This window comes from Constrictibacter sp. MBR-5 (assembly GCF_040549485.1).
Lineage (GTDB): Bacteria > Pseudomonadota > Alphaproteobacteria > JAJUGE01 > JAJUGE01 > Constrictibacter.
This window is the reverse complement of the sequence record NZ_JBEPTK010000007.1, coordinates 45,405-60,742: the sequence shown is the minus strand read 5'-3', so window position 1 is coordinate 60,742 and position 15,338 is coordinate 45,405. Positions and strand designations below refer to the sequence as shown.

11 protein-coding genes are annotated in these 15,338 nt (G+C 68.2%); 2 read left to right on the top strand and 9 right to left on the bottom strand.

Going from position 1 to position 15,338, the window contains the following annotated elements:
* Nucleotides 1–100 precede the first annotated feature (100 nt).
* Nucleotides 101–1,126, top strand: coding sequence for a TRAP transporter substrate-binding protein DctP (gene dctP, locus ABIE65_RS15760; RefSeq protein ID WP_354078945.1), 1,026 nt, complete (start codon nt 101–103; stop codon nt 1,124–1,126).
* Between the two features lie 65 nt (nt 1,127–1,191).
* Here the strand turns inward: dctP and ABIE65_RS15755 are convergent, their stop codons facing one another.
* The 9 genes from ABIE65_RS15755 to ABIE65_RS15715 all read right to left on the bottom strand — a co-directional run bounded on the left by ABIE65_RS15755 (nt 1,192) and on the right by ABIE65_RS15715 (nt 14,041).
* Nucleotides 1,192–2,730, bottom strand: a complete 1,539-nt coding sequence (locus tag ABIE65_RS15755) for an amidohydrolase family protein (protein ID WP_354078943.1) — start codon at nt 2,728–2,730, stop codon at nt 1,192–1,194.
* 34 nt (nt 2,731–2,764) lie between these two features.
* Entirely contained in the window at nt 2,765–3,574 is an 810-nt protein-coding gene (locus ABIE65_RS15750) for an ABC transporter ATP-binding protein (RefSeq protein ID WP_354078941.1), read from the bottom strand.
* An 11-nt stretch (nt 3,575–3,585) separates the two neighbouring features.
* Complete coding sequence (locus ABIE65_RS15745; RefSeq protein WP_354078940.1) at nt 3,586–4,491, bottom strand: ABC transporter permease; 906 nt, start codon at nt 4,489–4,491, stop codon at nt 3,586–3,588.
* A 61-nt stretch (nt 4,492–4,552) separates the two neighbouring features.
* The gene (locus ABIE65_RS15740) at nt 4,553–5,599 is read right to left on the bottom strand and encodes an ABC transporter substrate-binding protein (protein WP_354078938.1); all 1,047 of its coding nucleotides are present in this window, start codon (nt 5,597–5,599) and stop codon (nt 4,553–4,555) included.
* 89 nt (nt 5,600–5,688) lie between these two features.
* The gene (locus ABIE65_RS15735) at nt 5,689–7,311 is read right to left on the bottom strand and encodes a hydantoinase B/oxoprolinase family protein (protein WP_354078936.1); all 1,623 of its coding nucleotides are present in this window, start codon (nt 7,309–7,311) and stop codon (nt 5,689–5,691) included.
* Nucleotides 7,312–7,484: 173 nt separating this feature from the next.
* Nucleotides 7,485–9,569 (bottom strand): hydantoinase/oxoprolinase family protein, encoded by a 2,085-nt coding sequence (locus ABIE65_RS15730; protein ID WP_354078935.1) that lies wholly within the window; start codon nt 9,567–9,569, stop codon nt 7,485–7,487.
* The gene (locus tag ABIE65_RS15725; protein ID WP_354078934.1) at nt 9,566–11,521 is read right to left on the bottom strand and encodes a TRAP transporter permease; all 1,956 of its coding nucleotides are present in this window, start codon (nt 11,519–11,521) and stop codon (nt 9,566–9,568) included. The genes ABIE65_RS15730 and ABIE65_RS15725 overlap by 4 nt, the downstream gene beginning before the upstream one ends.
* Nucleotides 11,522–11,554: 33 nt before the next feature.
* The gene (locus ABIE65_RS15720; protein ID WP_354078933.1) at nt 11,555–12,499 is read right to left on the bottom strand and encodes a TAXI family TRAP transporter solute-binding subunit; all 945 of its coding nucleotides are present in this window, start codon (nt 12,497–12,499) and stop codon (nt 11,555–11,557) included.
* 108 nt (nt 12,500–12,607) lie between these two features.
* Nucleotides 12,608–14,041, bottom strand: a complete 1,434-nt coding sequence (locus ABIE65_RS15715) for a sodium:proton antiporter (protein ID WP_354078932.1) — start codon at nt 14,039–14,041, stop codon at nt 12,608–12,610.
* A 234-nt stretch (nt 14,042–14,275) separates the two neighbouring features.
* Between ABIE65_RS15715 and ABIE65_RS15710 the strand changes: the two genes are divergently transcribed.
* Nucleotides 14,276–15,181, top strand: a complete 906-nt coding sequence (locus tag ABIE65_RS15710) for an SRPBCC family protein (protein WP_354078931.1) — start codon at nt 14,276–14,278, stop codon at nt 15,179–15,181.
* Nucleotides 15,182–15,338 lie beyond the last annotated feature (157 nt).

The window sequence follows — 15,338 nt, the reverse complement described above, 5'->3', positions numbered from 1 at the left end:
CGGGCCTAAGCCGCCTTTACCGTTGCCCGGTGGCCTGCCCGCGGCGAAGATGGCCCGGTACCGGCCGCGAGCCGGATGGGAGAACCGGGAGACAACCGAGATGAGTTTCGTACGTACCGCCAGTGCGGCCGCGATCTGCGCCGCCGCGGCGTTTGCCACGACGGCTGCGTCGGCCGCCGACAAGGTCACCTGGAACGTGTCGAGCTACGGCCCGTCGCGCGCCTACACCCGCGGCATCGAGACGGTCGCGAAGTATGTCGAAGAGAAGAGCGGCGGCAACTTCACGATCAAGATCCACCTGGGCGAGGCGATCTCGCCGGTGAAGGAGAACTTGGACGGCCTGCGCATCGGCGCCTTCGAGGCGGCGCAGCTCTGCAATTCCTACTCGCCCGGCAAGACGCCGCTGATGGGCGTGCTCGACCTGCCGTTCCTGCCGGCGCCGAACCCGGACGTCACTCAGAACGTGCACGAGGCGGTCTTCGCGCATCTGGCGATCAAGGCCGAGCTGAAGCGCTGGAACACGATGGCCTACATGTCCGGCCTGCTGCCGCAGTACGAGTTCATGGGCACCGGCAAGCCGCCGAAGGCGATCGAAGACTGGAAGGGCATGCGGGTCCGCGCACTGGCGGGCATCGGCGAGGCGATGAAGCGACTCGGTGCCGTTCCGACCACGGTGCCGGCGCCGGAGACCTATACCGGCCTGGAGCGCGGCATGTTCGAGGCCGCGTCCTTCCCGTTCAGCTACTCGCATGCCTCGTACAAGCTGCACGAAGTGTCGAAGTGGTACACGATGGGTATGTCGCCGGGTGCAGTCAGCTGCCCGACCTTCTTCAACATCGACGCCTATAACGGCCTGCCGGACGAGTACCGCAAGATGCTCGACGATGCCGAGGCCCCGGCCTACGCGGCGCTGAAAGCGGCCTACAAGGAGGCCGACGACAAGAACATCCCGATGTTCGACAAGATGGGCCTGGAGCGCGTCGTCTACACGCCGGAGATGCGGGCCCAGATCGAAGAGACGGCCGCCAAGCCCGTGTGGGACGCCTGGATGGCCGAGATGAAGGCGAAGAACCTGCCCGGCAAGGAGGTCCTCGACCTCGTCATCGCCGAGGGCAAGAAAGGCTGATACCTGCCTGATCGGGTGGCCTGAAAGTGCCGGACGGTCCTCGCGGGCCGTCCGGTTTCTGTTTCTCAGATCCGCGACGACGGCCTGTAGTAGGGCACGTGGCTCTCCGGGTCGAAGTAGCCTTCGTAGAACGCCTTCACGTGCGGCAGGACCAGCTTCGACAGGCGTCGCCGCTCCAGTTCCTCGTCGGTCAGGTCGGCCTTCATGATGTCGGACAGCTGCTTCAGCGCCGCATCGCGGTCGACCTTGGTGAACTTGCCGTCCTGATACACGACCTCGCCGGCCACCATGACGGCGCGCACGCCCTCGGTCTTCGCCCGCTGCACGACCGCATCGAGCACCGGCGTCAGCACGTCGAGATAGGGGTAGGCGATCTGCTGCCAGTCGAGGAGCACCATGTCGGCGGCCTTGCCCGGCTCCAGCGTTCCGATCTTGGCGCCGAAGCCTGTCGTCTTGGCACCGCCCTCGCTCGCCATGCGGAAGACCTGCGCCATGGTCGGTACGCGGTCGTCGATGCCCGGCTCGCGATGGGCGCGCAGGACCATGCGCATCTCCTGCAGCATGTCGCGGTCGTCGTTGATGCCGGCCTCGTCGAGGCCGATGGCGGTGTTGATGCCCATCGCCTCGAACCGGTTGAGGGCGGCAACGCCGCTGCGCAGGCGGAAGTTCGAACTGCAGTTGTGGCAGATGTTGGTGCCGGTTTCGGCCAGCCGCTCCAGGTCCGGCTCGCTGAGCCAGACGCCGTGACCGAGGGTCATCAACGGCCCGAGCATCTGAAACCTGTCGATATAGTCGACGGCCGTGCCGCCGCCGCGGCGCTTGGCGTATTCCTTCTGGTAGGCCGTCTCGACCAGGTGCATGTGCATCGGCGCCTGATGCTCGTGTGAGCAGGTGGCGAGCGCTTCGAGCGCCTTGTCCGAGCACCAGTGCAGGTTGGCCGGCGCCAGCTGGATCTTCACCCGCTCCTTCGGGTTGTGCTTGGCGTGCAGGTGCGAGAACAGCAGCATGCTGTCCTCCAGCCCCATCTTGAACCGCTCGAAATGCTTCGCCAGCAGCGGCTTCACCTCGTCCGGGACGCGGTTCACGAAGTCCTGGTTGGCCTCGTAGACGAGGTGGTTCTGGTCGCGCAGCGCGAAGCAGTAGGATGCCCGCATGCCGATGTCCTCGTAGGCGCGGATGACGTCCTCGGACTTCGCCTCGACCTCCGAGAGCACGCCCGGCATCCAGCCGTGGATATGCTGCACCGTCGTGATGCCCGAGGCGATCATCTCGAAGGCCGAGTAGAGCGTGTCGAGATAGAGGTCGAGGTTGCGCGTGACGAGGCGCGTGGCGAACCAGAGTTCGAGTGGCATGTCGGGCGAGCCGAGCTGCAGCGGCGTCAGGCCGACATGGTGGTGGCCGTTAACGAAGCCGGGCAGAACGACCTGATCGCCCGTGCCGATGACGGGGACGTCCGGGTGGCGCTTGCGCAGGTCGTCGTAGGACGCGATCTCGACGACGATGCCGTCGCGCTGCAGGACGGCGCCGCCGTCGATCTGCTCCCAGCGGTGGCGGTCGAGGGCGCGCGTGATGACGTATTTGCCGCGTACGATGGATGTCGTCACGGAGTGGCTTCCTTCTTCTTGATGTATGGGGCGCTCATTCGGCCGCCATGCGGCCTTCCTGTTCGGCAAAGGCGCGGTCGACCTCGTCGCGCAGCAGCTTGGTCAGTTCTACGCGCAGCGACAGGAACTCGGGCGAGGTCTCCTCGCGCGGGCGCGGCAGGTCGATCGGTACCACGGCCTTGATGCGGCCGGGCCGCGAGGTGAAGACAACGACGCGGTCGGCCAGCGCCACCGCCTCGTCGATGTGGTGGGTCACGAACAGGACCGAGGCGCCGCTGTCGCGCCAGACGTCGGTCAGGAACTGCTGCATGCGCGCGCGGGTCTGGACGTCGAGGGCCGCGAACGGCTCGTCCATCAGCAGGACGTCGGGCCGCATCGCGAGGGCGCGCGCGACGGCGACGCGCTGGCGCATGCCGCCTGACAGTTCGTCCGGGCGCTTGTCGATCGCATCGACCAGGCCGACGCGCGCCAACGTCTGACGGGCCGCCGTCTCCCGCTCGGCCTTGTCGTCGCCGCGCAGGCTGAGGCCGAAGGCGACGTTCTCGCCGACCGTCAGCCAGGGGAAGAGCGAGGTCTCCTGGAAGATCAGGCTGCGGTCCGGGCCGGGCTTGGTGATCGGCTCGCCGAAGGAGAGCAGTTCGCCGGCAGTGACGTCCTCCAGGCCGGCGATCAGATAGAGCAGCGTGCTCTTGCCGCAGCCGCTGGGGCCGAGCAGGACGACGAACTCGCCCTTGTCGACGGTCAGGTTGAAGCCGGTCAGCGCCTGATGGGCGCGGGCGGTGTCGGCGGCCCAGGTCTTGCCGACGTTGCGGCACTCGACGGCGTGTCCGGTGCGGTCGCTCATCGTCGTCTCCCTCAGGTGCCGAGCGCGCCGGTGCCGGGCGGCACCCAGTAGAGGATCTTCCGCTGCAGCGTCCGCAGGCCGTAGTCGAAGGCGAAGCCGAGCAGGCCGATCAGGGCGATGGTGAAGAAGACGAGCCCCGGATTGAAGGTGTTGCGCGCCAGCATGATGACTTGGCCCAGGCCGTAGCCGACGCCGACCGCCTCGGCGATCAGGACCACCATCCAGGCGCCGAACAGGTTGAGGCGCAGCACCACCAGCATGCCGGGCAGGATCGCCGGCAGGATGACGCGGCCGTAGATCTGCCGCTTGCTGGCGCCCATGACGCGGGCGACGTGGATGTAGTTGCGGTTGACGCTGTCGATCTGGGTGATGGTCGCGAGGACCATGTGGAAGAACAGTGCGATGAAGACCATGAAGATCGCCGGCTTGTCGCCGATGCCGAAGACGAAGATCGCGACCGGCAGCCACGCCACCGGCGAGACCGGCGACAGCAGGATGATCGTCGGCAGGGTCAGCTTGCCGACGATGCCGAAATAGCGGATGGCGATGCCGAGCGAGATGCTGCACACGGCGGCGAGGCTGAGGCCGATCAGCACGCGCATGGTCGAGGCCAGCAACGTGATCCCGACCGCCTCGAACGGGCTCGGCGAGTCCGTGCTGCCGGCGCCGATCTGCCAGCGCTGGGCGGTGTTGAAGAACTTCGCCTGATCGGCGAGGCCGGACATGAAGATGTGCGGCGGCGGCAGCAGCTTCGGATCGGCCCAGCCGACGTACCAGCAGAACTCCCAGATCGCGACGAAGAGGCCGACCGAGGCGATGCCCCAGCCGAGCTTCGGCGCGAAGCGCAGAACGGCGTCGCGCATGCCCGATGCCGCGCCTCCGCCCATGAGGGGCAGGACCTGTCCGTGTGCCGCCATCGCGCGCCTCCCTGCGTCTCGTTGGAGACGGCGCACCGTCGCCGGTGCGCCGCCGTCGGTCTCACGCGGACTTGCGCTTCAGCTTGCCGTAGAGGTCGGGGTTCTCGGCGATCACCGCCTCGAGCATCGTCCAGTCGATGGCGTCGCGACCGGGCTTCTTCTTGATGTAGCCCATCTCCATCAGGGAGTCGGTGCGGCCCAGAATGAAGTCGGTCTGGTTGCGCATGTCGACGACCGGCGGCTGCTTGGAGGAGCCGATGACGGCGTTCTCCATCGAGGTCTTGTAGTACTTGCCGACGACTTCCTTCAGGACCGTGTCGATGTCGGTCTCGTAGGCGAGCTGCGCCTTCATCATCGCCTTGATGAGCGCCTTCACGACCTCGGGCTTGCCGTCGATCAGTTCCTGGCGGGCGCAGAGCACGCAGTCGGTGTAACCGGGGCCGTAGATGTCGACGCCGTTGGTCAGCAGGTTGGTGCCCGGCTTGTCGGCGAGGATCGCCGAGGCGTACGGCTCGATCGTGCAGATCCAGTCGAGCGCGCCGGCCTTGAACGCCTCGACCGCTTCGGGCGTGTTGCCCATGTAGCGGACGGTCACGTCCTTCATGCTGACGCCGTTCTTCTTCAGATAGTCGTAGGGCATGACCTCCAGCGTATCGAGCTGGAAGGTGCCGAGGGTCTTGCCCTTCAGGTCGGCGGCGGTCTTGAGTTCCGGCTGCGAGATGATGGCGCAGCCCTCGACGCCGCCGCCGCCGACGATGCGCACCGGCGCGCCGGCGTCGTAGAGCGCGATGAAGCTGGTGTAGGGCAGCACGCCGACGTCGACGAGGCCGGCGCCGAGGAAGGTGACGTGCTCGGCGAAGGTCGGCGTGCTGACGAAGTCGAGTGTGACCCCGTCCTCCTTCGCGATCTGCCGCGCATGCGCCAGGAACAGCGCGAGATTGCAGAAGCCGGTGCCGTGGGTCGACTTGATCGAGGTGCCCGCCGCCGCGAAGGCGCCCGGGCCGCCGGGCAGTGCCATGACGAGGCTGGCGGCGCCGGCACTCTTGAGCAGGGATCGGCGGCTGATACCGCCGAGGTCGGGTCGTCCACCCTCACGCCAATCGCACATCGCCCCGCTCCTCGTCGTTGATTCTCTTCCCGGATCACGAATTAGATCGGGTGAAGCGATGCAACGGACGTGCCAGAGGCGGCGCGCGATCAGCGGTACTTGGATGCTTCGGTTACGTACCCCGCCGTCATGTCGCGCTGGAGTGCTGCGGCGTCGCGGTCGGCCGGGTCGCCGTGGCCGCCGCCGCCGGGCGTGCCCATGCGGACCGTGTCGCCGGTCTTCAGCACGTATTGCCGCTTCGGGTCGACCTTCTCGCCGTTGATGTGCAGTTCGCCCGGCGCTCCGGGCCGGCCGCCCTCAATACCGAAGGCGGGGAAGATCGTTCGCTCGGCGAGAAACGACACGGCGATCGGCGTCGGCGACCGGCTCTCCATCATGATCTCCTGGCCGAGGCCGCCGCGGTAGCGGCCCGCCCCGCCGGAGTCCGGACGCAGCTTCTTGTGGCGGAAGCGCAGCGGCGCGATCTGCTCGGACAGTTCGATGGACGTCGAGGAGACGTTCGACGGCCAGGAGAGGCAGGTGGCGCCGTCGCGGATCTGCGTCGCACCCATGCCGCCGTTGTAGAAGAACATGTTGGCGTAGGGCTTGCCCGCGGCGTTCACGCCGGACTGGTTCATGCCCCACATCGGCGACCCGCAGGCCGCCATCACCTTGTCGGGCACGATCTTGCCGAGGCAGCCGAAGACCAGCATCGGCAGATAGTGGCCGATCAGCATGCGCGACCCGCCGGAGGCCGGGAAGACCGGATTGACGATCGTCCCATCCGGGGCACGGATCGTGATCGGCCGGAAGGCGCCCTCGTTGTTCGGCAGGTTGGGGCTGGTGCAGACCTTCACCCCGTAGACCGACATGGCGTAGGTGTAGCACATGGCGCAGTTGATCGCCCGGTCGACCTGTGGATCGGTCCCGGCATAGTCGATGTCGATCTCGTCGCCCTTCACGGTCAGGGTCATGGCGATGGTGATCGGCACGTCGAGCAGGCCGTCGGTCTGGAGCGAACTCGTATAGACGCCGTCGGGCAGGTCGCGGATCGCGGCGCGCATCGCCGTCTCGCAGCGGCCGTGGATCTCCGCCGCGAGTTCGCGCAGGTCGCTCAGTTCGTAGGCGTCCATCAGCGCTTCGAGGCGCCGCTCCATCGTGTCGAGGGCGACGACCTGGGCCCAGAGGTCGCCGAGGGTGAGGTCGGGCGTTCGGACGTTCTTGCGCAGCAGCTTCACCAGCGTCTCGTCGGTGACGCCGGCGTTCATCAGCTTCATCGGCGGGATCTGGAAGCCCTCCTCGAACACCTCGCGCGGTTCCGGCGAGCGGATCTTGCCGCCGATGTCGGGCGCGTGCGCGGTGGAGGCGGAGAAGGCGACGAGGCGGCCGTTGCGGAAGATCGGCTTCGCCACGGTGATGTCGGGCAGGTGCCCGGTGCCGAGGTGGATGTCGTTGGTGATCAGCACGTCGCCCGGCGACAGCGTCTCCACCGGGTAGGCGGCGATGAAGTGCTTCACCGTCGCCGGCAAGGTGCCGATGAAGGACGGGATGCTCTCGGTCGCCTGGACCAGCGACTCGCCGCGGTCGTCGGTGATGATGCAGGAGAAGTCGTAGGACTCGCGGACCAGGGTCGAGAAGGAGGTGCGGACCAGGGCCGCGGCCGCCTCGTCGACCGACGAGATCAGGCGGCGCCAGACGAGTTCGAGTGTCACGGGGTCGAAGGTTGCGGCCATGCGGTCCTCGTTGCGCTCCGGCGGTGCTGCGGTCCGGCGGGTCCCGTCCCGGACGGATGCGCGGGATAGGTTTTTATGGGGTTTTATGGGGGTACCCCGGTTCTCCGTCGGCGACGCGGCTCCGCTATTGGATCATATCGGATTAAAGTCCTTGAAATCCAGCCGACTGACGGTCAGTCCTGCGGGACGGCCACGACGATGCTGCCGTCGTCGTGGACGGTGCAGCGGGCGCCGGGGCCGACGACGAAGGTCGACTCGTTCTCCTCGAAGATCGCCGGCCCCTCGACCAAGGCGCCGGGCGCCAGGGCGTAGCGGGCGTAGACGGCGGTGTCGACATAGGCGCCGCCGTCCGGGAACCAGACGGGCCGGCTGCCCTTGCGGGCACTCTCGGCATCGCGCCCATGGCTGGCCAGGGCGAAGGCGGCGCCGGGCACCGGTGCGGTGACCGAGACGCGCAGGTTGACCAGCTGCGCCGCGACGTCGGGCGGCACGCGACCGAAGAGCGTCCGGTAGATCTCCTCGAAGGCGGCGAGGGCGATGGCGCCTGTCCCGGCGTCGAACGGCCCGGCGGGCAGCGGCACGGTGATCTCCGATCCCTGACCGACATAGCGCATGTCGGCGAGGCGGCGGACGGTGCGGCCCGGAATGTCGGCGCCCGTTTCCGCCAGAACGGTGAGCGCCTCGTCCTCCAGCCGGGCATAGACGGCGTCGATCTGCGACCAGTCGGCGTCGCCCAGGCGGACGGTGGACGAGGCGACGCGGTCGATCCGGGCCGGGGCCATCAGCAGGCCGATGGTCGACCCGACGCCGGCGGCCGGCGGGCAGATCATCCGCCCGAGGCCGAGCTTGCGGGCGACGTGATAGGCGTGCACCGGGGCGGCCCCGCCGGTGGCGAGCAGGGCGTAGTCGCGCGGCTCCTTGCCGTGTTCGGCCAGATGGACACGCGCGGCACCGGCCATGTTCTCGTTGACGACGTCGTGAATGCCCCAGGCGGCGCGCTCGGCGTCGACGCCCAGTGCTTCCGCGAGGCGCTGCATCGCCGCCTTGGAGGCGGCGAGGTCGATATCCATCTCGCCGCCCAGGAAGAAGTCGGCGTTGAGGTAGCCGAGCAGCAGGTCGGCGTCGGTCACGGTGGCGTCGGTGCCGCCGCGGCCGTAGCAGGCGGGCCCGGGCTGGGCGCCCGAACTCTGCGGGCCGACCTTCATCAGGCCGAGTTCGTCGCGGTGGGCGATCGAGCCGCCGCCGGCACCGATCTCGATCAGTTCGATGGTCGGGATCTGGATCGGCAGGCCGCTGCCTTTCATGAAGCGTTTCTCGCGCGCCGCCTCGAAGCCGTAGGCGACCAGCGGCTCGCCGCCGTCGACGAGGCTGAGCTTCGCCGTGGTGCCGCCCATGTCGAAGGCGAGCACGCGCTCCTCGCCGGCGTTGCGGCCGAACCACGCGCCGGCCAGCGCGCCGGCGGCCGGACCGGATTCGAGCAGGTGGACCGGCGCGCGCTTCGCCTCCTCGACGTGGGTGAGGCCGCCGTTCGAGAGCATCAGGAAGAAGGGGGCGTCGATGCCGAGGCCGCCGATCTCCGACACCAGCCGGTCGAGATAGATCTCGGCGAGCGGCTTGACGTAGGCGTTCGCGACCGTGGTCGACGCGCGCGGATATTCGCGGATCTCCGGCGCGATGTCGCAGGAGGCGGAGACCGACAGGGTCGGGTGACGCGCGGCGATCAGTGCCGCCGCCCGCTGCTCGTGCACCGGGTTGGCGTAGGAGTGCAGGAAGACGAGCGCGAGCGAGGTCACGCCCTCGGCGACCAGCGCGTCGACCTCGGCCATGAGCGCGGCCTCGTCCAGCGGCGTCTCGACGGCCCCGTCCGGCCCGATCCGCTCGGGCACCTCGCGCCGCAGGGGGCGCGGGACGAGGGCGGGCGGCATCTCGATGAAGATGTCGTAGAGCTCGTACTTCCGCTCGCGCGCGATCTCCAGCACGTCGCGGAAGCCGTCCGTAGTGATCAGGCCGGTCCTGGCACCCTTGCGCTCGATCAGCGCGTTGGTGAACAGCGTGGTGGCGTGGACCACGCGGCCGATATCGCCGGCGGCGATGCGGTCGCGTTCCAGCACGCGCCGGATGCCTGTGATCACCCCGCGCGACGGGTCGTCGGGGGTGGTGGATTCCTTCCAGATCGCGACGCGCGCGCCGGACGGGTCGAAGACGACGATGTCGGTGAACGTGCCGCCGATATCGATGCCGAGGGCGAGCTCCTTCACGGAAGCTGATCTCCGGACTGTGCGGGGACGGGAGCGGCCTCGGCGGTGCGGGGCCGGCGGAGGAAGGCGAAGGCGCAGAGCGCGCCGAACAGCAGGATTCCCACCGAGTCGCTCTCCAGGCCCGGCTTGATCAGCAGCAGGGCGGCGGCGAGGTGGAGGGCGCGTTCGACCAGGCCGAGCGGTCGCGCCAGCCAGCCGATCATCGACACCGACAGGGCGAAGATGCCGATCGACGCGGTGATCAGGGTGACGACGATCTCGATCGGGTCGCCGATGGCGAGCAATGCCGGGCCGTAGACGAACATGTAGGGGATGATGAACACCGAAAGGCCGAGACGGAAGGCCGTGAGGCTGGTCTTCCACGGATCGGTGCCGGCGATCGCCGCCGCGGCGTAGGAGGCGATGGCGACCGGCGGCGTGATCGACGACTTGGAGGCGACGTACATGATGAACATGTGCGCCGCAATCAGTTCGACGCCGGCGTCGACGAGGCCCGGCGCCAGCAGCGCCGCCATGATGACGTAGGCGCCTGAGGTCGGCATGCCCATGCCGAGCACGATGCCCATGATCGTCGTCAGGATCAGCATCAGCAGCAGATTGCCGCCGGAGAAGTCGAGGATGATGGCACTCATCCTGAGGCCGAGGCCGGTCTGGCCGATGATGCCGACAAGGATCCCGCCGACCGCGCAGGCGACGGTGACCGGCGCTACCATGCCGGGTGCTTCGGTCATCGCCTTCCAGGCGACGGACAGGATGCGGCGACGGTTCTCGGCGTCGAAGATCAGCAGCAGCGCGACCAGCGAGGCGATCGCCCAGACGGCGGCAGTCGTCGGCGTCCAGCCGTCGATCAGCAGCCAGAGCATTACGAGAATTGAGACGAGCAGGTAGCCGCGCTGCCGCAGCACGCCGAGCAGCGGCGGCACGGCCTCGCCCTCGATGTTGCTGAGGCCGAGCCGGCGTGCCTCCAGGTCGACCATGACGAAGACGGCGAGCATGTAGAGAAAGGCCGGGATGGCGGCGGCCAGCATGATGTCGGCATAGGGGACGCCGACGAACTCCATCATGATGAAGGCGGCCGCACCCATGATCGGCGGCGTGATCTGCCCGCCCGACGAGGCGACGGCCTCGACGCCCGCGGCGAAGGTGCCGGGATAGCCGGCCTTGCGCATCGCCGGAATGGTGAAGGAGCCGGTGGTGACGACGTTCGCCGCGGAACTGCCCGACAGCATGCCCATCAGCGAGCTGGCGACGACGGCGGTCTTGGCCGGGCCGCCGGTCGCGCGGCCGGTCAGGGCGCGGGCGAAGTCGGTGAAGAAGGTGCCGGCACCGGAGGCGACCAGCAGCGCGCCGAACAGCACGAAGTGGAAGACGTAGGCGGCCATGACCGCGACCGGCACGCCGAACAGGCCCTCGGTCGTCAGATACGAATATTCGATGATGGAATCGACCGAGTAGCCCCGGTGCCAGAAGGGCGGCGGCAGCAGGTAGCCGAAATAGGCGTAGAGCAGGAACGCCAGGAGCAGCAGGACCAGCGCCAGGCCGACCGCGCGCCGCGCCGCCTCCAGCACGACGAAGGCCATGGCGAGGCCGAGGACCGTTTCGGTCGTCGTCAGCGGGTCGACCAGCAGCATCCGGCTAGTGATGTACTGGGCGTTGAGGAACAGGTAGCCCGTACCGGCGACCGTGAGGGCCAGGATGGCGAGATCGTAGCCGCGGGCGGCAATGCCGCGCCAGCCGGTGGCGGCGGTGCCGCGCGGCGACAGGAAGAGAACCGCGAAGGCGAAGAGGAGGTGCAGCGGGTAGTGCACTTCCCCGACCGGCGCGCCAGCGAACCCCGTGTATACGTGGTAAGCCGACATGGCGAAGGCGACCAGCATGCCGGCCCCCGCCGCACACCGGTCGTAGAGCGCCAGCGCCCCGCCGGACCCGGCCGTCTCGCTCTTCCGGTTCATCGCGCTACGCGATCCCGCCGCGGCTCGATCCCGTCAGATAAGGCCCTTTTCCTTGTAATAGCGCAGGGCGCCCGGATGCAGGTCGAGGCCCGGCGTCTTGGCCATCTCCTCCACCGTCAGGTCTGAAAGCGAGCTGTGGATCTTGCGAAGGTCGCCGATGTGTTCGGCGAGCGTCCGCGTGATCCAGTAGGCCTCGTCGTCGGACATCTCGGCGCGCGTGACGATCAGCATGCCGGTGGCCGCCGTCGGGATGTCCTCTGTCTGGCCGTTGTAGGTGCCGGCCGGGATCACGCCGCGGCTGTAGCCAGGGTTGGCTTCCTGCATCTTCTTCAGCGTCGCATCGGCGATCGGCAGGAACTTGACGTCCAGGCTCTGCGCCACCTCGGAGAAGGCGGGGCTCGGCGGCAGGGTCGTCGCGGTGAAGCCGACGATGCGGCGATCCTTCATCTGGGCGGCGCCATAGCCCTGGCCGCCGCGGGTGAGGTCGAGATCCTCTTCCTTGAGGCCGTTGGCCGCGAGCACGCCCTTGAACGCTTCGGTCGTCACGTTGCCGACCGGCTGCGAGGCGAACTTCTTGCCCTTGAGGTCGGCGACGGTTTCGACGCCGGCGTCCTTCATGACGGCGATGTGCACGACGTTGGTGCCGAGGCTGCCGATCGCGCGGACGTTTGTGATCTTCTGCTTGAAGGGCGCCTCGCCGCGCTCGGCCATGCGCGGCACGATGCTCATGGTGAAGCCGAGCTCGCCGCGGCCCTGGCCGACGACGGCCACGTTCGAGACGCCGCCGCCGACCTCGGCGTTGGAGCGGACGCCCTGGTCGCTGAACAGTTTGGCGAAGCCGCCGCCCATCGCGTACCAGGAGCCGCCCTGCGGGCCGGTGAAGATGGTCACCTGCTGCGGCTTGGCGCCGTCGGCCGCCTGCACGCCCGGCGCCGCGATCGCGAGCGCCGCGCACATCGGAATCAGAAAACGCTTCATCCCGTCCTTCTCCCTCGTCTCGGTGCGAGTGCCCCGCGAGGTTAGGCGCGTATGCAAGCGTCGGTCCAGTCCGCCCCCGATCGGGGGCGGCCGCACGTCGTCGGTCGGCTAGTGGAAGAAGAGGAAGGTGATCAGCACGAAGATCGGGATGAGGATGCCGACCGACCACAGCATGTAGCCGAAGAAGCTGGGCATCGCGATGCCACGCTCCTCGGCGATCGCCTTCACCATGAAGTTCGGCGCATTGCCGATATAGGTGTTGGCGCCCATGAACACGGCACCTGCCGAGATGGCGAGCAGTGTCGAGGCGAACGGTCCCATCAGCGCCGCAGGGTCGCCGCCCGCGGTGTTGAAGAAGACGAGGTAGGTCGGGGCGTTGTCGAGGAAGCTCGACAGCAGGCCGGTCAGCCAGAAGTACATCGTGTCGACGGGCTCGCCGGCGTCGTTGGTGACGAGCGAGACGACCGAGCCGAGCGCCCCGCCGGTGCCCGCCTTCAGGATCGCGATGGCCGGAATGATCGTCAGGAAGATGCCGGCGAAGAGCTTGCCGACTTCGATGATCGGGAACCAGCTGAAGCCGTTCGCTTCGCGGTTCTCGCGGCTGGTCAGCTTCCAGGACAGGAAGGTGATGAGCAGCAGCAGCACGTCGCGGACGAGGCCCTGGAGTTCGAGCTGCACGTGATAAATGTCGAAGGCGATGCCGGGCTTCCAGATGCCGCTGAGCAGGACCGCACCAACGATGCCGGCGAGCAGCAGGATGTTGATCTTGCCGTCGATGCCGAACGTCTCCTCGCTGGCCTCGTCGGAAGGACGCGGCGCCTCGCGGCGGAACAGCGTCGAATCGATCGCGAAGTAAACCGCCAGCAGAACCGTCGCGGCCACGACCATCGGCAGGAACATGTGCTGCGTCGGCCAGAAGAAGCTGACGCCCTTGAGGAATCCCAGGAACAGCGGCGGGTCCCCGAGCGGCGTCAGCGAGCCGCCGATGTTCGCAACGAGGAAGATGAAGAAGACGATGGTGTGGACCTTGTAGCGCCGCCATTCGTTGGCCCGGATGACCGGGCGGATGAGCAGCATCGCGGCACCGGTCGTGCCGGTCCAACTGGCGAGGAGCGTTCCGAAGAGCAGGAACCCTGTGTTGACCGCGGGCGTTCCGATGATGCTGCCGCGCAACCGGATACCGCCGGCGACGGTGAACAGCGCGAGCAGAAGGATGATGAACGGGAGATATTCCAGCAGCGAGACGTGCACGACCTCGTAGATCGTCAGCGATACGCCGTGCACGACGAGAAATGGCACCAGGAAGGCGGCGGCGCAGGCCGCGGCCACCTTGCCGAAATGATGGTGCCAGAACTCTGGAGCGAAGAGCGGAAAGAGCGCGATGGAGAGCAGGATCGCGACGAAGGGCACGACCCAGATCAGCCCCATCTCGGCACCGTCGAGATGGGGAGCGCCTGCGGTGGCGGCGGCCGCCGGGGATGCTGCGAACGCCGCGCATGTCCCCACAAGCGATCCGATCAGACGGTCGTACCGCCTTCCCATGGTTGCGCTCCTGCCGAGTTCTTTTGAGGTTTGCTGTGGAATCGATGCCGTGACCGACGGGCGGGCTGCACAAGATGGACGGCGCCGGGCCCCGTCGAGCCCCGCGAAGGCGGCGGAGTATGCAGCAGCCGCCGCGTTTCGCCAAGCGGATGGGACTGGTATTGCTAACGTCCTCAGTCGGCTGCGACCGGCTCGGGAAAGTGGGGCGCGAGCCCCGGGATGGAGGTCTGCCGAATGGAAATGAAGGGCGAAAGCCGGATCGAAGCCCCGCGCGACCGTGTCTGGGCGGCGCTGAACGATCCAGAGGTGCTGAAGGCCTCGATTCCCGGCTGCGAGGAACTCGAGCGAACCGAGGACGGCGGCTTCGCGGCAAAGGTGCGGGCCAAGGTCGGACCGGTGAGCGCCCGGTTCGGCGGCAAGGTCGTCCTGAGCGACATCGATGCGCCGAACGGTTATCGAATCTCGGGCGAGGGCACGGGCGGCGCGGCGGGCTTCGCCAAGGGCGGCGCCGACGTGAAGCTCGAGGCGGACGGCGACCAGGCGACGATCCTGCGCTACGACGTGCAGGCCACGGTCGGGGGCAAGCTGGCCCAGATCGGCTCGCGCCTGATCGACGGGACGGCGCGCAAGATGGCGGACGAGTTCTTCGCCAGCTTCAAGGCGCAGGTCGAAGGTGCCGGCGGCGCCGCCGCGGAGGCGCCGGCCGTCGCGGAGGCACCGCCGCAGATGTCGCAGGGCGCGGCACCTACGCCTCCCGGCCAGCAGCCGCCCCCGCCGCCCCAACCGACGCCGCGGGAGCGCCCTGCCGAGTCCATGCCGTCGGAAGGGCCGGCACATACCGGACCCACCGACATGCCGTCCACCACAGGTGCGATGGCCGATCCGATCGCTGCCGCGTCGCAGCCGGCCGCCGTCGACCGGGCCGCCGAGACGATACGCACCGGCGGCCATCGCGAGCACATGGTCGAGGATCCGGATGAGGCCAGCGAGGATGCCCCCGGCCGCCGCACGGCGGGGGAGGCGACCGCCGGGCCCGGCGGCTACCGTGCCGAGGTCGCACGCCGCTCGAGCACCAGCCCCTGGGTCTGGGCCGTCGGTGCCGCGGTGGTCGTGGTCATTCTCATCGTCGCATTCACCTGACCTCGCAGATCCGTTCGAAGCCCGTCAGCGGCACCTCCGCCGACGGGCTTCGCGCGTGTCGTGCGTGCTTGACCCGACCGGTCGCTGCGCACAAACTCGCGCATTAACAGCCGCTTCCGCACAGAGCCCTCCGCCGGGCCGCGATCTCACGAGGGAG